The organism is Curtobacterium sp. NPDC090217 (genome assembly GCF_044746705.1).
Lineage (GTDB): Bacteria > Actinomycetota > Actinomycetes > Actinomycetales > Microbacteriaceae > Curtobacterium.
This window is the reverse complement of record NZ_JBIVCR010000003.1, coordinates 255,303-272,201: the sequence shown is the minus strand read 5'-3', so window position 1 is coordinate 272,201 and position 16,899 is coordinate 255,303. Positions and strand designations below refer to the sequence as shown.

Annotated in this window: 20 protein-coding genes, 2 tRNA genes and 1 riboswitch; of the genes, 10 read left to right on the top strand and 12 right to left on the bottom strand. The window is 71.1% G+C overall.

The window, feature by feature from the left end:
- Nucleotides 1-4 precede the first annotated feature (4 nt).
- From ettA to msrA, 4 genes are all read right to left on the bottom strand, one after another.
- Nucleotides 5-1,690 (bottom strand): energy-dependent translational throttle protein EttA, encoded by a 1,686-nt coding sequence (gene ettA, locus ACIPJ2_RS13160; protein WP_281267320.1) that lies wholly within the window; start codon nt 1,688-1,690, stop codon nt 5-7.
- A gap of 52 nt (nt 1,691-1,742) precedes the next feature.
- Nucleotides 1,743-2,300 (bottom strand): single-stranded DNA-binding protein, encoded by a 558-nt coding sequence (locus ACIPJ2_RS13155; RefSeq protein WP_281267319.1) that lies wholly within the window; start codon nt 2,298-2,300, stop codon nt 1,743-1,745.
- A gap of 129 nt (nt 2,301-2,429) precedes the next feature.
- The gene (locus ACIPJ2_RS13150; RefSeq protein ID WP_402729185.1) at nt 2,430-2,636 is read right to left on the bottom strand and encodes a methyltransferase; all 207 of its coding nucleotides are present in this window, start codon (nt 2,634-2,636) and stop codon (nt 2,430-2,432) included.
- 43 nt (nt 2,637-2,679) lie between these two features.
- Nucleotides 2,680-3,207 carry a peptide-methionine (S)-S-oxide reductase MsrA gene (gene msrA / locus ACIPJ2_RS13145; RefSeq protein ID WP_402729184.1) on the bottom strand — a complete coding sequence of 176 codons (528 nt, stop codon included), beginning with the start codon at nt 3,205-3,207 and terminating at the stop codon, nt 2,680-2,682.
- A gap of 166 nt (nt 3,208-3,373) precedes the next feature.
- Here msrA and ACIPJ2_RS13140 point away from each other — a divergent pair, with 166 nt between their 5' ends.
- Together ACIPJ2_RS13140 and ACIPJ2_RS13135 are read left to right on the top strand one after the other, a co-directional pair.
- The gene (locus ACIPJ2_RS13140; protein WP_402729183.1) at nt 3,374-3,640 is read left to right on the top strand and encodes a hypothetical protein; all 267 of its coding nucleotides are present in this window, start codon (nt 3,374-3,376) and stop codon (nt 3,638-3,640) included.
- A gap of 120 nt (nt 3,641-3,760) precedes the next feature.
- On the top strand, nt 3,761-5,011 hold the full coding sequence (locus tag ACIPJ2_RS13135; protein WP_402729182.1) for a hypothetical protein: 1,251 nt from the start codon (nt 3,761-3,763) through the stop codon (nt 5,009-5,011).
- A 61-nt stretch (nt 5,012-5,072) separates the two neighbouring features.
- On the opposite strand, the gene ACIPJ2_RS13130 is transcribed toward ACIPJ2_RS13135, so the two are convergent.
- A tRNA-Arg gene (locus tag ACIPJ2_RS13130) sits at nt 5,073-5,145 on the bottom strand.
- Between the two features lie 14 nt (nt 5,146-5,159).
- Nucleotides 5,160-5,720, bottom strand: a complete 561-nt coding sequence (locus tag ACIPJ2_RS13125; protein WP_402729181.1) for an AAA family ATPase — start codon at nt 5,718-5,720, stop codon at nt 5,160-5,162.
- 83 nt (nt 5,721-5,803) lie between these two features.
- Here ACIPJ2_RS13125 and ACIPJ2_RS13120 point away from each other — a divergent pair, with 83 nt between their 5' ends.
- From ACIPJ2_RS13120 to ACIPJ2_RS13110, 3 genes are read left to right on the top strand one after another with little or no spacing between them, the layout of a single operon-like run.
- Nucleotides 5,804-6,571, top strand: a complete 768-nt coding sequence (locus tag ACIPJ2_RS13120) for a cytidylyltransferase domain-containing protein (protein ID WP_402729180.1) — start codon at nt 5,804-5,806, stop codon at nt 6,569-6,571.
- Entirely contained in the window at nt 6,568-7,440 is an 873-nt protein-coding gene (locus tag ACIPJ2_RS13115) for an N-acetylneuraminate synthase family protein (protein WP_281267312.1), read from the top strand. Before ACIPJ2_RS13120 ends, ACIPJ2_RS13115 begins: the two co-directional genes overlap by 4 nt.
- Complete coding sequence (locus ACIPJ2_RS13110; RefSeq protein ID WP_402729179.1) at nt 7,437-8,921, top strand: DUF6716 putative glycosyltransferase; 1,485 nt, start codon at nt 7,437-7,439, stop codon at nt 8,919-8,921. The genes ACIPJ2_RS13115 and ACIPJ2_RS13110 overlap by 4 nt, the downstream gene beginning before the upstream one ends.
- Here the strand turns inward: ACIPJ2_RS13110 and ACIPJ2_RS13105 are convergent.
- Nucleotides 8,862-9,125: a thioredoxin gene (locus ACIPJ2_RS13105; protein WP_281267310.1), complete on the bottom strand. Its 264-nt coding sequence runs from the start codon at nt 9,123-9,125 to the stop codon at nt 8,862-8,864. The two genes, ACIPJ2_RS13110 and ACIPJ2_RS13105, sit on opposite strands and share 60 nt — an antisense overlap.
- Before the next feature lie 29 nt (nt 9,126-9,154).
- On the bottom strand, nt 9,155-9,445 hold the full coding sequence (locus ACIPJ2_RS13100; RefSeq protein ID WP_281267309.1) for a hypothetical protein: 291 nt from the start codon (nt 9,443-9,445) through the stop codon (nt 9,155-9,157).
- A gap of 61 nt (nt 9,446-9,506) precedes the next feature.
- On the opposite strand from ACIPJ2_RS13100, the gene ACIPJ2_RS13095 reads away from it, so the two are divergent.
- From ACIPJ2_RS13095 to ACIPJ2_RS13075, 5 genes are all read left to right on the top strand, one after another.
- A complete protein-coding gene (locus ACIPJ2_RS13095) occupies nt 9,507-9,953 on the top strand; it encodes a MarR family winged helix-turn-helix transcriptional regulator (RefSeq protein ID WP_281267308.1) in 447 nt (148 codons plus the stop codon).
- Complete coding sequence (locus tag ACIPJ2_RS13090) at nt 9,950-11,188, top strand: MFS transporter (protein WP_402729178.1); 1,239 nt, start codon at nt 9,950-9,952, stop codon at nt 11,186-11,188. Before ACIPJ2_RS13095 ends, ACIPJ2_RS13090 begins: the two co-directional genes overlap by 4 nt.
- 401 nt (nt 11,189-11,589) lie before the next feature.
- On the top strand, nt 11,590-12,228 hold the full coding sequence (gene orn / locus ACIPJ2_RS13085) for an oligoribonuclease (RefSeq protein ID WP_402729177.1): 639 nt from the start codon (nt 11,590-11,592) through the stop codon (nt 12,226-12,228).
- Between the two features lie 64 nt (nt 12,229-12,292).
- Nucleotides 12,293-12,365, top strand: a tRNA-His gene (locus ACIPJ2_RS13080).
- A gap of 85 nt (nt 12,366-12,450) precedes the next feature.
- Nucleotides 12,451-12,795 (top strand): metallopeptidase family protein, encoded by a 345-nt coding sequence (locus tag ACIPJ2_RS13075; protein WP_402729350.1) that lies wholly within the window; start codon nt 12,451-12,453, stop codon nt 12,793-12,795.
- Between the two features lie 57 nt (nt 12,796-12,852).
- On the opposite strand, the gene ACIPJ2_RS13070 is transcribed toward ACIPJ2_RS13075, so the two are convergent.
- The 4 genes from ACIPJ2_RS13070 to ACIPJ2_RS13055 form a co-directional block, all read right to left on the bottom strand.
- On the bottom strand, nt 12,853-13,491 hold the full coding sequence (locus tag ACIPJ2_RS13070) for an ATP-binding protein (RefSeq protein ID WP_402729176.1): 639 nt from the start codon (nt 13,489-13,491) through the stop codon (nt 12,853-12,855).
- Complete coding sequence (locus ACIPJ2_RS13065; RefSeq protein ID WP_402729175.1) at nt 13,484-14,290, bottom strand: energy-coupling factor transporter transmembrane component T family protein; 807 nt, start codon at nt 14,288-14,290, stop codon at nt 13,484-13,486. The genes ACIPJ2_RS13070 and ACIPJ2_RS13065 overlap by 8 nt, the downstream gene beginning before the upstream one ends.
- Nucleotides 14,287-16,113, bottom strand: coding sequence for an ABC transporter ATP-binding protein (locus tag ACIPJ2_RS13060; protein ID WP_402729174.1), 1,827 nt, complete (start codon nt 16,111-16,113; stop codon nt 14,287-14,289). Before ACIPJ2_RS13060 ends, ACIPJ2_RS13065 begins: the two co-directional genes overlap by 4 nt.
- On the bottom strand, nt 16,110-16,784 hold the full coding sequence (locus ACIPJ2_RS13055) for an ECF transporter S component (RefSeq protein ID WP_402729173.1): 675 nt from the start codon (nt 16,782-16,784) through the stop codon (nt 16,110-16,112). The genes ACIPJ2_RS13060 and ACIPJ2_RS13055 overlap by 4 nt, the downstream gene beginning before the upstream one ends.
- Nucleotides 16,780-16,891: riboswitch (TPP riboswitch) on the bottom strand. It overlaps the preceding gene by 5 nt.
- Nucleotides 16,892-16,899: the final 8 nt, after the last annotated feature.

Below are 16,899 nucleotides of genomic sequence, written 5' to 3'. Positions count from 1 at the left end.
CGGGTCAGTCCCGCGTGAGCTTGCGGTACGTCGCGCGACCGGGCTTGGCCGCGTCGGCACCGAGGCGCTCGATCTTGTTCTCCTCGTACGCCTCGAAGTTGCCCTCGAACCAGTACCAGTTCGGCGTGCCGTCCTCGTTCAGGCCTTCCCACGCGAGGATGTGCGTCGCGATGCGGTCGAGGAACCACCGGTCGTGGGTGATGACCACGGCGCAACCGGGGTACTCGAGCAGTGCGTTCTCCAGCGAACCGAGGGTCTCGACGTCGAGGTCGTTGGTCGGTTCGTCGAGGAGCAGGAGGTTGCCGCCCTGCTTGAGCGTCAGCGCGAGGTTCAGACGGTTGCGCTCACCACCCGAGAGGATGCCTGCACGCTTCTGCTGGTCAGGGCCCTTGAACCCGAACTGCGAGACGTAGGCGCGGGACGGGATCTCGGTCTTGCCGACCTGGATGTAGTCGAGTCCGTCGGACACGACCTCCCACAGGTTCTTGTTCGGGTCGATGCCGCCACGGCTCTGGTCGACGTAGGAGATGTCGACCGTCTCACCGATCTTCAGCGTGCCGCCGTCGAGGGGCTCGAGCCCGACGATCGTCTTGAACAGGGTCGTCTTGCCGACGCCGTTCGGGCCGATGACGCCGACGATGCCGTTGCGCGGGAGCGTGAAGGAGAGGTCGTCGATGATGACGCGCTCACCGAACTGCTTGTGCAGCTTCTCGGCGTCGATGACCTGCGAGCCGAGACGCGGCCCCACTGGGATCACGATCTCCTCGAAGTCGAGCTTCCTGGTGCGCTCGGCCTCCGTCACCATCTCCTCGTAACGAGCGAGACGGGCCTTGGACTTCGCCTGACGACCCTTGGTGTTGCTGCGCACCCAGTCGAGCTCGGACGACAGACGCTTCGCGAGCTTGGCGTCCTTCTTGCCCTGGACCTCGAGGCGAGCGCGCTTCTTCTCGAGGTACGTCGAGTAGTTGCCCTCGTACGGGTAGAGACGACCGCGGTCGACCTCGGCGATCCACTGGGCGACGTGGTCGAGGAAGTACCGGTCGTGGGTCACGGCGAGGACGGCGCCGTGGTACTGCTGCAGGTGCTGCTCGAGCCAGAGCACGCTCTCGGCGTCGAGGTGGTTGGTGGGCTCGTCGAGGAGGAGCAGATCCGGCTTCTGCAGCAGGAGCTTGCAGAGCGCGACGCGACGCTTCTCACCACCGGACAGGTGCGTGACGAGCTCGTCCCCCGGGGGGCACTGGAGCGCGGCCATCGCCTGCTCGAGCTGCGAGTCGAGGTCCCACGCGTCGGCCGCGTCGATCTCTTCCTGCAGGGTGCCCATCTCCGCCAGGAGCGCGTCGAAGTCGGCGTCCGGCTCGGCCATCAGCGCGGAGATCTCGTTGAAGCGGGAGATCTTGCCGTGGATCTCGCCGACGCCTTCCTGCACGTTCTCGAGCACGGTCTTCGACTCGTCGAGCTCGGGCTCCTGCATGAGGATGCCGACGCTGAAGCCCGGCGTGAGCTTCGCTTCGCCGTTGGAGGGCTGGTCGAGGCCGGCCATGATCTTCAGGATCGTCGACTTGCCGGCGCCGTTCGGGCCCACGACGCCGATCTTCGCACCGGGGAGGAACGACATCGTGACGTCGTCGAGGATCAGCTTGTCGCCGACTGCCTTGCGGGCACGGACCATCTGGTAGATGTACTCAGCCATATCGCGGTCAAGTGTAGTGACCCGTCCGGCCCCGCGTGACGGTTCGAGCACGTCAGGCCGCTTCGCGGTGGACTTCGTCGGCGGCCCGGGCGGCGGCGCTCGGTTCCGGGAGCTCCTCGTCCACCCCTTCTGCCGGGACCGGAGTCGTCTCGTCGGCTTCGTCGCCCGAGCTGTCCTCTGCACCGTGGACCTCCCCCGTGTCGGGGTTGACGCTCGGTCCAGGGCCGGGCACCGCGGTCGCTTCCGATGCGTGGCGTGGGACCTTGATCCAGTTGCCGATGCCCCAGGCGAGGTCCTGCCCCAGCGCTTCCGCGTCGATCTCCACGGACGTGCCGCCGCGGCCGTCCCGCTCCCAGGTCCTGATCCGCACCCGTCCGGTGACGAGGATGCGGTCGCCCTTCTTGACGGACTTGTGCACGTTCGCCGCGAGCGACCGGAAGGCCGTCACGGTGAACCAGTTGGTGGGGCCGTTGGTCCAGGTGGAGTTCTGGCGGTCCCAGCGACGGGACGGTGATGCCAGTCGCATGCTCGTGATGGCGATGCCGGTCTCGGTGACGAGGTGGCGGGGCTCGGTCGCGACGATGCCGCAGACGGTGATGGTGTCGTTCATGCCACCGATCGTCATCGAGCCCCGGACCGCCGTGGCGGGCCGGGGCTCGATGTGTGTGGTGTGGACCCGATCAGGCGACTGTGGAGGACGAGTCCCCCGAGCCTCCTGGCCAGGTGCAGCCACGTCGGATCAGTGCGCGTGAAACTCCGGTCGCGTCGCGAGCGGACCGAGCGCGGCGTGGACCGCACCCTTCGCGGACTGGAGCGACGGGTAGACCCCGCCACCGCCTTCCCGGTGTCCGTAGAGCTCGACCCGGAACCCGTCCGGCGCACGGTGGATGCTGCCCACCGCTCCGGCCGGACCGACTGCGACCCATGTTCCGTCGTTCTGTGTCATCGTTCGACCACCTCCTCGTGGCCCCGACGTCCGGTCCTGTTGTTCAGGACGCCAGGATGTACTGACTGTAGGCCTTGCGGACCTTGTTCACCTTCGGCAGCGCGACTGCGAGGCAGTAGCCCTGACCGGGGTTCTTCGCGAAGAAGTCCTGGTGGTACTCCTCGGCGGGGAAGAACGTCGTGAGCGGCTCGATCGTGGTGACGATCCCGCCGTCCCAGATGTCCGAGGCACGCTCGATCGCCTGCTCGAAGAGCGCACGCTGCTCGTCGTCGGCGGGGAACATCGCCGAGCGGTACTGCGTGCCGACGTCGGCGCCCTGGCGGTTGCGCTGCCGCGGGTCGTGCAGCGTGAAGAACACGTCGAGGATGACGTCGGCCGGGATCTCCGTCTCGTCGAAGGTGACGGCGACGGCCTCGGCGTGACCGGTGGCACCGGTGCACACCGCCTCGTACGACGGGTTCTCCGTGGTCCCACCGATGTAGCCCGACACCACGTCCTGCACACCCTGGAGCGTGCGGTACACGGCGTCGAGACACCAGAAACATCCACCTGCGAGCACGAACGTGGTCATGGGCACAACGTACCTCCCCGGCCTCCGAGGAGCCCCGAGCCCCGAGTGCGTCCTCCACAACGCGCAGCCGGCTCGCACTGTCCCCCGGGCGCACCGCCACGCCCCGGCGTGTCGGAGGTGCGCCGTAGCGTCAGCAATACACCGACCAGGAACAGGAGGCACCTCGATGCAGACGACCACCGAACCCCAGCTGCGCATCCGGACCGCGCACCCCGTGGCGCGCTCCCGCGGTGACCTCCGCGTCCTCGACGTCCGCGACGACCTCTCCCGCGTGACCCGTTCCAACGGCGAGATCGTCGGGTACGTCGATCGGGTCGACGTTGCCGGTGACACCGCCTTCCGAGCGCGGCGGTACATCGCCGCCGAGCGCCGGTTCGTCGAACTGCCGAACGTCTGGTCCGTCGACGACGCGGTGGACTGCCTGCGCTGGTGACCTCGGTGCGTGGAGCGGTTCGATCCGATGATGTTCCACATTGGAATCACGTCGGACCGGATGCGCGGAACGCCGCCTGATCTCCCTTGGAACCGACCGACTCGTGGGTATGGTGCGCGCATGGACTGGTGGAACGACCTTCTCGACTGGACCTCGTCGGACACGGGGTGGCGCGTGATCTCCGGAGCGCTGATCCCCTTCGTGGCGATCGTCGTCGCCGGTGTCGTCGCGGCCCTCATCGGACGCGGTGCGACCAAGCGCGTGGTGAGCCTGCAGGAGCGGGAAGCCAAGAACGCCGCCGTCGCCGCCATCATCTCGGCGGCACGCAAGGCCGCGTCGTGGGGCTCGCTCGGTCACGAGGAGCGCGGGTACGCGGACCACCTCGCCGAGGACGCCGACATCCGTCTCCGCCTGCTGCCGATCAACGGTGCGCCGCTCGCGGCGAACTGGGCGCAGCACGAGATCGCCGACATCAAGAAGAACTCCTCGACGTTCAGCTTCCAGGCGGAGCAGTCCCTCGCCGAGTTCCGCGACCGGCTGCTCGAGTGGCAGTCCCGGCCCGGCAAGGCACGCAAGCTCTTCAAGTACGACCTCGAGCGCTGGAAGTTCGAGTCGCCCGATCCCGACGCCGACCTGATCAAGCGTCAGCAGGACTGGAGCGCCGACCAGGCGAGTGGCAAGCGCGCGCCGGAACCGACGCCGGCCCCGACGCCGACGACCACCTCCCTGCGGCCTGCGCCGCAGCGGCCGGGAGGCCCGATCACGCCCGCCGCGCAGCCCGCCACCGCCACCGCCGCCGGCTCCACCGCCGCGGGGACCGGCGCAGGCATCGCAGCCGCCGGGACGCCGGGCACCGCCGCGTCCGCGGGTGCCGTCGCCGGGTACACCGCGACGCGCGGCACCGACCCGAACGCCACGACGCCGATCACGGACGGCGCGACCCGCTCGTTCGGCGACGGACTCACCCGCCCGTACGGTGACGACCAGCCGGCGCCGACGCCGATCCGTCCCGCCCTCGGGACCCCCGGCACGCCCGGGGCTCCCGGTGCGCCCGGGGCCCCCGTCACGCCGGGGTCCCCGTCGCGCGGTTCGAGCGACGTCGACGCGGACAACGCCGACGTCGTCGACGAGCAGCCGATGTCGTCGCCCCGGCCGCAGTCCTCGCCCCGCGAGACGGACACGCAGCGGGACGCCGGCACCCTCACCGACGGCCCCGTCGATGCCGCGGGCCCCACGAACACGACATCGATCCCCACCCGGATCGCCGACGCCCCGGTCGAACCCGCGGACGCCGACGAGACGTCGGAGGCGCCGTACACGCAGCCGATCAGCGCCAACGAGCTGCGTCGCCGCGCCGAGGACGACGAGTAGCCGTCACCGCCCCCACCACACGAAGGCCGCCATCCGAACGGATGGCGGCCTTCGTCGTCGGTGCCCCCGGCAGGAATCGAACCCGCGGCACGGTGGGTAGAAACCACCTGCTCTATCCACTGAGCTACGGAGGCGGACGACTCCGATTCTATTCCGAGGGTCGGGGCAGCCGGTGGACCCACGCGTCGACCTCGGCCTGCGACCGGAGTCGGACGATGCGCAGATGGGGTGCCGTGTCCTCGAGTGGTGGGACCTGGGCCTGCATCTTCCTGCGGGTCCGGAGCCCCCACCGGATGATGTGGTCCCGGTTCACCAGCACGGTCCACAACGGCGGCTCGACGTTGCCGTTCCAGAGCTCGATCAGCCGGGCCCGTCGCCGGACCGTCCGTCGCACGAGCCGCCAGAGCGCGACGAGGACGGGCAGGTCGAGCCAGACCAGGGTGTCGGCACGCTCGACGAGGAGGGGTCGCACCTGGTGGTACTGCCACTCGGTGACCCAGGCGGGTTCGGCGGTGAACGCCTCGACGTCCGCCTCGAAGGTCGGACGCGGCACCCAGCCGGGTCCGTGGAAGAGGGCGTCGATCTCGGTGTGCGGAAGTCCGAGCCGGCGGCTGATCCGACCAGCCGTGGTCGTCTTGCCGACGCCGGTCACCCCGGCGACGAGGACTCGACGTGGCGGCGGATCGAGGACGTCATCGGCTCCGAGCACCCGTCGACCCTAGCAAGCCGCCGTTCCCCGGACGCTCCCCCACCGTTCGCCTCCCGGCAACACCGCCTCCCTAGCGTGCCGACATGAGCACCGAGCGCGTCAGCAGCATGCGCGTCGTCGCGGTCATCCCTGCACGCGCGGGGTCCAAGGGCGTCCCGGGGAAGAACCTCCGCCCGGTCGCCGGCCGCTCCCTCGTCCGTCGCGCCGTCGAGTCCGCGGTGCGAGCACACCTGGTGGACGCCGTGGTGGTCTCCACGGACGGGGACGCGATCGCTGCCGAGGCCGTGGCGGCCGGTGCACGCATCGTCCGACGCCCCGCCGCCCTCGCCGACGACGGCGCCAGCTCCGAGTCCACACTGCTGCACGCGCTCGACGAGCTCGCGGCCGTCGGCGACACCCCAGAGGTCCTGCTCTTCGTCCAGGCGACGTCACCGTTCATCGACCCGGCCGACCTCGACGCCGCCGTCGAACGGATCCTGGACGACGAAGCGGACTCGGTGTTCGCCGCGACGCCGTCGCACGCGTTCCTGTGGCGCACCGATCCCGACGGGCGTGTGGTCGCCGTGAACCACGACGCTGCGACGCGCCCGCGACGCCAGGACCGGGCACCCGAGTACCGCGAGACCGGCGCCCTCTACGCGATGCGCGTCGAGGGGTTCCGGCAGCACCGGCACCGGTTCTTCGGGCGGGTCGAGGTCGTGCCGGTCGACCCGGCAGGCGCGATCGACATCGACGACGAGACGGACCTCGCGCTCGCCGACGCCCTCGCACCCCGGCTCGACCGCACCGCACGCAACGCCAGCACCGCACGCGGAGAACACATCGCCACCACCACGAACGGAGCACCATGACCGTCAGCATCGGCACCTCGACCATCGGCGCCGGCCACCCCGCCTACCTGATCGGCGAGATCGGCCTGAACCACAACGGCGACGTGGACATCGCGAAGCGGCTCGTCGACGTCGCCGCCGACGCAGGGCTGCAGGCCGTGAAGTTCCAGAAGCGGACCCCGGAGATCTCCACGCCAGAGCACATGAAACACACCCCGCGGAGCACCCCGTGGGGCGAGATGACCTACCTCGAGTACCGCTACCGCGTCGAGTTCGACCGCGACCAGTACATCGAGATCGGTGACCACGCGACGATGCGCGGCCTCGACTGGTTCGCGTCGCCGTGGGACGAGCCGAGCGTGGACTTCCTCGAGGACCTGGGCGTCGTGGCGTACAAGATCGCCTCCGCGTCGGTCACCGACCTCGGCCTGCTCGCCGCGGTGGCAGCGACGGGCAAGCCCGTGATCCTGTCGACCGGGATGTCGACGCTGGAGCAGATCGACCGCGCGGTCGAGGCCCTCGGGACCGAACGGCTCGTCCTCATGCACGCGACCTCGACGTACCCGCTGCCCGCCGAGGAGGCGAACCTCCGCATGATCGACACCCTCGCACAGCGCTACATCGGTGTCCCGGTCGGGTACTCGGGACACGAGCCCGGCCTGCAGATCTCGATCGCGGCCGTTGCCCTGGGCGCCACCGCCGTCGAGCGCCACATCACGCTCGACCGCACGATGTGGGGCTCCGACCACGCCGCATCGCTCGAGCCGCACGGCCTGCAGACCCTCGCGCGCGACGTCCGCATCATCGAGACCGCCCTCGGCGACGGCGTCAAGCGGGTCATGCCCGGCGAGCTCGCCCCGCTCGCGAAGCTCCGCCGCGTGGACGCGTGACCCCAGCGTCGAGCGTCGTGCGCCGGTCAGGAGACACGGCCGGGAGGCACGTGGTCGGGATCGTGGACACCGACTCGTTCGCGAAGTGGGGCAGTCACCTGCTCGCGGCGGCTCCCGAGAACTGGTCGCTCGAGCTCCTCGTGGTGGACACCCCGCGGACCGCGAGCCCGGCACAGCTCCGTTCGGCGTTCCGGGGCCTCGACGGCCGGTTGGCCCACCTGGCATCGGCTCCCCCGGCACCGCTCGACATCGACGAAGTCGTCGACCACGTCCGGCTGACGGAGCCCGACGCCGTCCTGGTCTCGGTGATCGGCCCGGTCGCGGAACTCCTCGTCGACGAGGTCCACCGCACGGTCCCCCGGCGCCCCGTCCTGCTGACCGGGCTCCCGGGCATCTCCTTCCCCGCGAAGTGGAAGGGTGTGTTCTCCCGAGCCCGCGCCGACCTGTTCGTGCTGCACAGCCATCGCGAGGTCCGCGAGTACGACGCCCTCGCGACGGAGCACGGTGTCGAGCCGCACTTCGCCCTGGCCACCCTGCCCTTCGCCCGCCCCGGAGTCGTGGCACGTCGGACCGTGGCACCGGACTCCGTCGTGTTCGCCGCACAGCCGAGCGTCCCCGCCACACGTGACGAACGAGAGCAGGTCGTCGAGTGGCTCGCGGAGACCGCCCGCCGGCACCCGGAGTGGCGCGTCGTGGTGAAGACCCGTGCGGTCGCCGGCGAACAGCAGACGCACCGCGAGGCCTTCCCGTACGCGGACCTGCTGCCACCGGACACCCCGACGAACCTCGTGGTCGAGACCGGTTCGATGGCCACGCACCTCGACCGGGCCGTGGCGCTCGTGACGATCAGCTCCACCGCCGTGCTCGAGGCGGCAGCACGGGGCATCCCGGCGCTCACCCTGACCGACTTCGGCGTCTCCCGCCCGTTGATCAACGAGGTGTTCGTCGACAGCGGCCTCGAGGGTGACGCGGGCGACCTCGTCGACGGTCGGTTCGGCACGGTCCGTCCGGCGTGGATGACGGACAACTACTTCCACCCGGCGACGGACGACGACTGGGCGATCCGGGCCGAGGCGTTGATGCAGCGCCGGGACGCCGGCACCCTGCCGGACCGGCCGAGTGCCCGACGCAGTCGTGGTGGGGCGCTCCGCCGGGCCTGGGAGCGGAAGAACGCCCTCGGCAGCGCGGACCGGTCGGCGATCGGCACGGCGGCGCTCGTCGTCGGTGCACCGATCAGGAGCGCGAAACGCGCCGCGCGTCGTGTGCTGCGTGTTGTCCGTCCGCCGGAGCCGACGGTCGTCGGGGCACCGCGCTCCCAGCGGACGCAAGCCGACGAGACGACCCGACCACGGATGTCCGAGGTGACCGCGTCGGAGAGCCCGGCGGCGTCCGCGAGCCGAGCCGAGCCTCCAGTCCGGGTGTCAGGCGACCGCCTTGGCGACCGCGACCAGCAGCTGGTCCCTGGAGGGGACCCCGGGTGAACGGAAGACCTCGGCTCCGTCCGGGCCCCGCACGATGATCGTCGGGGTCGAACGGATGCCGAGGTCCTCAGCGTCGTCGGGGTGTGCAGCCACGTCGCGCTCGGTCACCGTCAGCCCGGGGACGAGCCGTGCCGCGTCGGCGGCCACCCGGCGGGCGGCGGCGCACGGTGCGCAGAAGGCTGAGGTCCAGAGGTCGAGCTGCATGTGATCGTGCAACGTCGCAGCGGGTCGGACTACTCCCGGTCGAACTCGCCGCTGCGGTCGCCGCGGTCGGCGAGGTCGTCCACGGGGTCGGACTCGCCCGGCTCGTAGGTGTAGTCGACGGAGATCTGGTCGAGGACGTGGCGGGAGCCGGTCGCCCGGTAGGTGAAGGCCGTCTGGAGGCCCTCGACGTCCGCGTAGACCGTCACTTCGTCGTCCACCGAGCCGCTCGTCGCGGTGCGGGTGTCCGTGGTCCCGTCGAAGGGGCCCTGGTGGAAGATCGCGGTGTACTCGCTGCCTTCGTCGATGGTGATGTCGCTCATCCGTCACTTCTACCAGGGCAGCCCTGTTGCAAGATGCATAGCAACGCTATATAGTTCAGCTATGGAAACAACGCGTGAGCAGACGATCGAGACGCTCCTCGTCTCGGTCAACCGCCTGATCCGCGTCGCCGCCCAGGCCGCCGGCAGCACCACGTCGTCGGCCGTCTGGCGCACGCTGGGCATCCTCGAATCCGACCAGCCGCTCCGGCTCGGCGAACTCGCGAAGCTGTCCCGCGTCTCCCAACCCACGATGACCCGACTCGTCGCCGGCATGCTCGCCGACGGCCTGATCTCGCGGACCGTCGACCCCGACGACTCCCGCGGGCAGCTCATCGAGATCACGACCCTGGGGCGCGTCCGTCTCGCCGACTGGCGCACGACGCTCACCCGGACGGTCGGGCCGATGTTCGCCGATCTCGACGACGACCAGTGGGACATCCTGCACGAGGCATCGGCCCTCATCGCATCGGCCCTCGCCACGGGGACCAGAACGGAGATCACCGCGTGAACGCGCACGCACCGGCATCGTCCGGCAGCATCCTCAAACAGTCCAAGGCGGTCTGGGCGATCGCCTTCGCCTGTGTCGTCGCCTTCATGGGGATCGGCCTGGTGGACCCGATCCTCCCAGCCATCGCATCGTCGCTCAAGGCGACCCCCGCGCAGACCGAGCTGCTCTTCACGAGCTACCTCGCGGTCACCGGCGTCGCGATGTTCTTCACCAGCTGGGTCTCCAGCCGGATCGGTGCCAAGCGCACCCTGATGATCGGGCTCGCCCTCATCGTGGTGTTCTCGGTGCTCGCAGCCGTGTCGAACAACGTGTGGACGATCATCGACTTCCGTGCGGGATGGGGGCTCGGCAACGCGCTGTTCATCTCGACCGCGCTCGCGACCATCGTCGGGGCGGCATCGGGTGGCACGGCGTCCGCGATCATCCTGTACGAAGCCGCGCTCGGCCTCGGCATCGCGATCGGCCCGCTCGTCGGTGGGCTCCTCGGCTCGGTGAGCTGGCGCGGCCCGTTCTTCGGCGTCACCACGCTGATGGCGATCGCCTTCATCGCCGTGGCCGTGATGCTGAAGTCCTCCGGGCTCGAGAAGCCCGTCCCGACGAAGCTCTCCGCGCCCTTCCGTGCCCTGGGTCGTCCGGCGCTGGCAGCACTCGCCGCGACCGCGCTGTTCTACAACATCGGCTTCTTCGTCCTGCTCGCGTACACGCCGTTCCCGCTCGGGTTCGGGGCGCTCGGCATCGGGTTCACGTTCTTCGGCTGGGGCGTCGGCCTGGCGATCACCTCGGTGTGGGTCGCCCCGATGCTCACCGCGCGCCTCCGTCGGACGACGGTGCTGCGGATCGCCCTGCCCCTGCTCGCGCTCGACCTCTTCGCTGCCGCGATCGTCGTGCGGTCGCAGGTCGGGCTCATCATCTGCGTCGTCATCGGCGGACTCGTGCTGGGCGTGCTCAACACCGTCCTCACCGAGTGTGTGATGGAGGCCACCGATCTCCCCCGCTCGGTCGCCTCGAGTGCGTACTCCGCGGTGCGCTTCATCGGTGGTGCGATCGCCCCGCCCGTCGCGACGCTGCTCGCCGACGCGTACTCGCCGTCCGCCGCGTACGTCTTCGCGGGGTCGTCCGTGGCCGTCGCGTTCGTGATCACCCTGGTCACCGCTCGGGTGCTGCGGCGGGTCGACGACGGTGCCGAGCCGGAGCCCGTCGAGGCCGAGGCCATCGCCCCGGGCGAGATGGCGTAGGGCGCGGACCGGGCGGGGCCTGGCCGCGCGGCGAGTCCCGCGCGCTGCGGCGGGCGGAGCCTGGCCGGGCTGCGAGTCCCGCGCGCGGTCGAGCGGGCGGAATACCCGGGTCCACCTCGGTGAGTGCCCGGGTATTTCGCCCGCTCGCGCAGGCGCCGCCCCCTCCCGGTGCGCGCACCCCGTCGAACGGGCGGAATACCTCGGCCCGCCACGGCGGGCGCCCGGGTATTTCGCCCGCTCGGCGTTCCGGGGCGCCCACGGCGGGCGGGGCGGCGTGGGCGGCGGATGAGCGTGCAGTGGACGCGACCGCCTGGAGGCGCGGCGGGCGCCCGGCGGACCGGCACCGGGCCTCCAGACCGTGCCGTCCAGGGGATCGCGGTGCCGGGAATAGGATCGAGGGCATGGCAACCGCGAATGACCGCCTCGTCTGGATCGACTGCGAGATGACGGGCCTCGATCTCGAGGTCGACGAACTCGTCGAGGTGGCCGTGGTCATCACCGACTTCGACCTGAACCCCGTGCACCCCGGCTTCGACATCGTGATCAAGCCGGACCAGTCTGCGCTCGACAACATGAACGAGTTCGTGACGAACATGCACACCACTTCCGGCCTCATCGAGGAGATCCCGAACGGCGTCTCCCTGGCGGACGCCGAGTACCAGGTGCTCGAGTACATCCTCGCCCACGTCCCCGCCGAGGGCACCGCTCCCCTCGCCGGCAACACCATCGGCACCGACCGCTCGTTCCTGTCGAAGTACATGCCCCGCGTCGACGGGCACCTGCACTACCGGAGCGTCGACGTGTCGAGCATCAAGGAACTCTGCCGCCGCTGGTTCCCGCGCGTCTACTTCAACGCACCGGAGAAGCACGGCGGGCACCGGGCCCTCGCGGACATCCTCGAGTCCATCCGCGAGCTCGAGTACTACCGTCGCGCGGGCTTCGTCGCGGAGCCCGGCCCGAGCACGGACGACGTCCGGGCCGTCGCGGCGGAGGTCGTCGCCGCATGGGAGCCCCGGCTCGCCCCACAGCCCGCCGAGTAGTGTCCCGCGGGGCCGCTCGCATGTACTACTATTGAGTGGTTGCCCGGCCTGACCGGTGCACATGGTGGGTATAGCTCAGCTGGTAGAGCGCTTGGTTGTGGTCCAGGAGGTCGCGGGTTCGAGCCCCGTTACTCACCCCGAACAAATCGAAGGCCCCGCTGTCGGCGGGGCCTTCGTCGTTCCCGCGTGCATCCAGGTGGGTGTGCCACGATCGGGCCCGTGATGGAGATGTCCGCCGAGGCCTTCGAGGCGCTCGTGACCGACGAACTCGACCTGCTGCCCGACGAGATGGTCGACGGCCTCGACAACGTCGTCTTCGTCGTGGAGGACGAGCCAGAAGACGGCTCCGAGCTCTTCGGCATCTACGACGGCGTCGCACAGACCGAGCGCGGGCAGTACGGCTTCGGTGAACTCCCCGACCGCATCGTGGTGTTCCGGAAGCAGCACCTCGCCGAGTGCGACACGATCGAGGAACTCCGGGACGAGGTCCACACCACGCTCGTCCACGAGATCGGCCACTGGTACGGCATCGACGACGAGCGCCTCCACGAACTCGGCTGGGCGTAGCGACGCCACCAGCCGCGAGTCACCAGCCGCGAGTCACCAGCCGCGAGTCACCGGCCCTCAGGACCGCAGGACGACGTCCGCCAGTGCGACGGGGTCCTCCGACGCGATGAACGCGTCCTCCTGCCGTGCCCACCGCTCCCACTCCGCTGCGAACACGTCCCCGTCCCGGTCGAGTGCTCGCCGCTTCCGGACGTCGTCGTCCGCCTCCATCCAGACCCGCAGCGTCGCGAGCGGCGCCGAGGCTCGGGACAGCGAACCACAGCCCTCGATGACGAGCGGCGCCGTGGGGTCGAGCGACACCCAGCCGGCCGGTGCCGAGCGGGCCCAGTCCCACCGCCGGTAGCCGGACGCCTCGCCGAGGACCTCCGTCACGACGGCCGACGACGCGGCACGGAGTCCGTCCCACCCCGGGTAGACGTCATCGAGGTGGACCACCCGCCACCCGAGCGACTCCCCGAGTGCGTTGCCCAGCGTGGTCTTCCCGGTCCCGGAGCGCCCGTCGACCAGGACGACGGACCGCCGGCCTGACGTCTGCGGAGCCGACCGTGCGCGGTCGGCGAGGGACGCGACGGAGGCGAGCCGAGCCTCCAGGCCGGAAACGGAGGCACCGGAGACGGAAGCACCGGGAACGGACGCACCGGCAACGGACCCACCGGAAACGGACGCTCCGGCTGCACCACGCGCCCCCTCAGACACGCCACGTCCCCACGGCCACCGACACCGCGATCGAGACCAGCCCGATCCCGACCAGCACGGCGACCATCGCCCACTCCCGCGCCCTGAAGCGGGCCGGCCGGGCCCAGGTGCGCCTCCCGGGCGCACCGAAGCCGCGCGACTCCATCGCCACCGCGAGCGTCGTCGCCCGACGGAGCGCGAGCACGAGCAGCGCGAACGCCATCGACGCGCCACGCCGGATCCGTCCGGTGTCAGCGAGGCCGCGAGCACGTCTCGCCATCGCGAGCTGCCGCCAGTCGTCGCCGAGCATGGTCATCATCCGGATGGCCGCGAGCGCTCCGAGCACGAACCTCGCGGGCAGCCGCAGGATCTGCGCGAGCCCGTCCGCCAGGTCCGTGGGGTCCATCCCGATGAACAACACGATGCTCGGCACCCCGACCGCGAGCACGCGCAGCATCGTCGCCACGGCGAGCACGAGCGACCCGTCGGTGACGTGGGCGAAGCCGAGGTCGAACCACTCCCGTCCGGAGGCCCTCCCGTACAACGCGATGCTCACGCCCGTCAGCGGCACGGCGACCAGCACGGGCGAGGTCCGGAGCAGCAGGGTCCTGACCGGGATCCGCAGGAGCGGGAGGAGGGCGAGCTCCAGTCCGAGGGCGACCGCCGCCGACACGACGTCGAGGCTCAGCACGAGACAGATCCCGAGTCCGATGACACCGAGGAGCGCGGCCACCGGCTGGACCGCGCGGATGCCGCGTTCCGAGCGGACGGGAGGCTCGGATCGCCACGACGGTGCGGGTTGCGTCGTCGAGGTGGTCACGTCGTGACCTCCGTGGGCGCGTTCGTCGCGGTCGCGGGCGCGGGTGCGCGCGTCTCGGCTGCGGGTGCGCGCGTCTCGGCTGCGGGTGGGCGCGTCTCGGCTGCGGCTGCGCGCGTCTCGGCTGCGGGTGTCGCGCCCGTCGCGCTGAGGACCACCTCGTCGGCGTCGAGTGCGCGAACCAGGTCGCGGTCGTGCGTCACGGCGACCACCGCGGTCCCGGCGTCCGCGAGTGCTCCGAGCCGGTCGACGACGGCCTGCCACGTCGCACGGTCCTGCCCCGAGGTCGGTTCGTCGAGCACGACGACCGGAGGCTGCGTGGCCACGACGGTGGCGATCGCGAGACGCCGCTGTTCGCCGCCGGAGAGTGTGAACGGGTTGGCGTCCGCGAGGTGCGCCAGGCCGAAGGCGTCGAGCAGCTTACCTACACGCTCCGCGGTGTCCGGGATGCCGAGGGCCTGCGGGCCGGCGGCGATCTCCTCGCGGACCGTGCGGGCCACGAACTGGTGCTCCGGGTCCTGGAACACCGTGCCGATCCGGACGGCGAGCTCGCGGCTGGACCATGCGTGCGGGGCGGCGCCGACGTCGCCTGCGAGCGTCGTCGTGGCCCGCAGCGTGCCGTCGGCAGGGCGGAGGAGTCCTGCGAGGGTGAGCCCGAGCGTCGACTTGCCGATGCCGTTCGGACCAGTGATCGCGATGACCCGGCCCGCGCGGACGTCGAGGTCGATGCCGCTCCCCACGCGCTGGCGCCTGCCCCGTGCGGTCCCGAGCCCCTCCGCCGCGAGCAGGCTCTGCTCCGCAGCGTGCTCCGCAGCGCGCTCCGCCGTGTGCTCCGCCGCGTGCTCCGCCGCGCGCCCGCCCTCGTCGAGCGGGCGGAATACCCGGGTGCTCCCCAGGACGGACCCGGGTATTTCGCCCGCTCGTGGGGACGTGCGAGTCCCCGCTTCGTCGAGCGGGCGGAATGCCAGGGTGCTCCCCGGGACGGACCCGGGTATTTCGCCCGCTCGTGGGGGCGCGGGGCGGGGCGATCGGGCGGAGCCGCGCTCGGGTTCGGCACCGGGGACCCACACGCCGGCGGCGGTCAGCGCATCGCCGTGGGACCGCAGGACGTCGGCGGGCGTGCCGTCGGCGATCACGCCACCCCCCGGCTCGAGCAGCACGAGCCGGTCGACCAGGTCGAGCCACGTGCCGATCCGGTGCTCCACCACGAGCATCGTCGCGCCGGTCTCGTCGAGGAGTGCCCGGACGGCGTCGTGCACCTGTCGGACCCCGGACGGGTCGAGGTTCGCGCAGGGCTCGTCGAGCACGAGTGCTCCCGGTCGCATCGCGAGCACCCCGGCGAGCGCCAGCCGCTGCCGCTGCCCGCCCGAGAGCATCGTCGTCGACCGGTCGAGCGGCAGGTCGAGGCCGACGACGTCGAGCGCCGAGCGGACCCGCTCCCAGGTCTCGCCCCGAGGGACACCGGTGTTCTCGCACCCGAACGCGACGTCGTCCCCGACGCGGGACATCACGGTGTGCGCCTCCGGGTCCTGCATGACGAGCCCGACGCGTCCGCGGACGGCCCCGGGTGCCACGCCGTCGACCAGCACGTTGCCCTCCGCGGCCGCCGCGGAGTCGTCGTCCGGGTCCGGCTCGTCGGGCAGCACGGCCGCGACGGCACGCAGGAGCGTCGACTTGCCCGCACCGGAGGCACCGACGACTGCGACCCGTTCGCCGGGCTCGACGACGAGGTCGACCCCGCGGACCGCCCAGTCGTCCCGCTCGGCGTACCGCCAGCCCCAGTCGCGGAACTCGATCCGGGCCGCCTGCGCGCCCGGCACGGTCACGCCGCCGTGGACTGGCGGGAGCGCCGCTTCGTGTGCTCGCGGCCGGCGGCGAACGACGACAGCACGCCGGTGCGGGCGAGTGCGCGGACGATCAGCCACGAACCGGCGCCCGCGATGACCGCGCCGGAGATCGTCCCGCACACGATGTAGACGGTCTTGAACGCGGCGTCGAGGCCCGGGTACCAGAGGATCGTGTCGTTGATCCCCATCGCCAGTCCGGCGGCGGCACCCGCGAGGACGACCACCGGCAGCCGGTAGACGCGGTACAGGAACAGCGCGAGCACGATCTCCGCGCCGAGGCCCTGCACGAGTCCGGCCTCGAGCGTGCTCCATCCCCACTGCGTGCCGAACAGCGCCTCGACGCTGGCGGCGACGATCTCGGCGAAGAGCGCAGCACCCGGCTTCCGCACGATGATCGCGACGATCGGGCCGGCGAGCAGCCACACGCCACCGAAGAGCGCCTGCGTTCCGGGCAGCAGGAGTGCCACAGCGGCGGAGAGCGGCTCGTAGCCGAACTCCCAGAGCTTGAACACGACACCGACGGCCACGGCGAGGACGCTCGCGACGACGATGTCGACGACCCGCCAGCGCAGCGAGCGCCTCGGGTTCGGCGTCGACGGAGCCGCCGCGGTGGCAGCGGTACGGACGGTGGACGGCGTGCGCGAAGGCATCAGCTGGTACTCCTCCCTGCGCCGGCATGACCCGGATCAGGTTCGACGGTCGGAGCGCCACTCGCTCCCTCTCAGCCCGGCGATCCCGGACTCCCGTGTGTGTCCCAGCAGTGTA

Bases quoted from the DNA above. Each gene is read 5' to 3' on its own strand.
- ACIPJ2_RS13075 (WP_402729350.1), top strand. From the start codon at position 12,451: ATGGAGATGTCCGCCGAGGCCTTCGAGGCGCTCGTGACCGACGAACTC.
- ACIPJ2_RS13120 (WP_402729180.1), top strand. From the start codon at position 5,804: ATGAGCACCGAGCGCGTCAGCAGCATGCGCGTCGTCGCGGTCATCCCT.
- msrA (WP_402729184.1), bottom strand. From the start codon at position 3,207: ATGACCACGTTCGTGCTCGCAGGTGGATGTTTCTGGTGTCTCGACGCC.
- orn (WP_402729177.1), top strand. From the start codon at position 11,590: ATGGCAACCGCGAATGACCGCCTCGTCTGGATCGACTGCGAGATGACG.
- ACIPJ2_RS13115 (WP_281267312.1), top strand. From the start codon at position 6,568: ATGACCGTCAGCATCGGCACCTCGACCATCGGCGCCGGCCACCCCGCC.
- ACIPJ2_RS13140 (WP_402729183.1), top strand. From the start codon at position 3,374: ATGCAGACGACCACCGAACCCCAGCTGCGCATCCGGACCGCGCACCCC.
- ACIPJ2_RS13135 (WP_402729182.1), top strand. From the start codon at position 3,761: ATGGACTGGTGGAACGACCTTCTCGACTGGACCTCGTCGGACACGGGG.
- ACIPJ2_RS13095 (WP_281267308.1), top strand. From the start codon at position 9,507: ATGGAAACAACGCGTGAGCAGACGATCGAGACGCTCCTCGTCTCGGTC.
- ACIPJ2_RS13105 (WP_281267310.1), bottom strand. From the start codon at position 9,125: ATGCAGCTCGACCTCTGGACCTCAGCCTTCTGCGCACCGTGCGCCGCC.
- ACIPJ2_RS13100 (WP_281267309.1), bottom strand. From the start codon at position 9,445: ATGAGCGACATCACCATCGACGAAGGCAGCGAGTACACCGCGATCTTC.
- ACIPJ2_RS13155 (WP_281267319.1), bottom strand. From the start codon at position 2,300: ATGAACGACACCATCACCGTCTGCGGCATCGTCGCGACCGAGCCCCGC.
- ACIPJ2_RS13055 (WP_402729173.1), bottom strand. From the start codon at position 16,784: ATGCCTTCGCGCACGCCGTCCACCGTCCGTACCGCTGCCACCGCGGCG.
- ACIPJ2_RS13150 (WP_402729185.1), bottom strand. From the start codon at position 2,636: ATGACACAGAACGACGGAACATGGGTCGCAGTCGGTCCGGCCGGAGCG.
- ettA (WP_281267320.1), bottom strand. From the start codon at position 1,690: ATGGCTGAGTACATCTACCAGATGGTCCGTGCCCGCAAGGCAGTCGGC.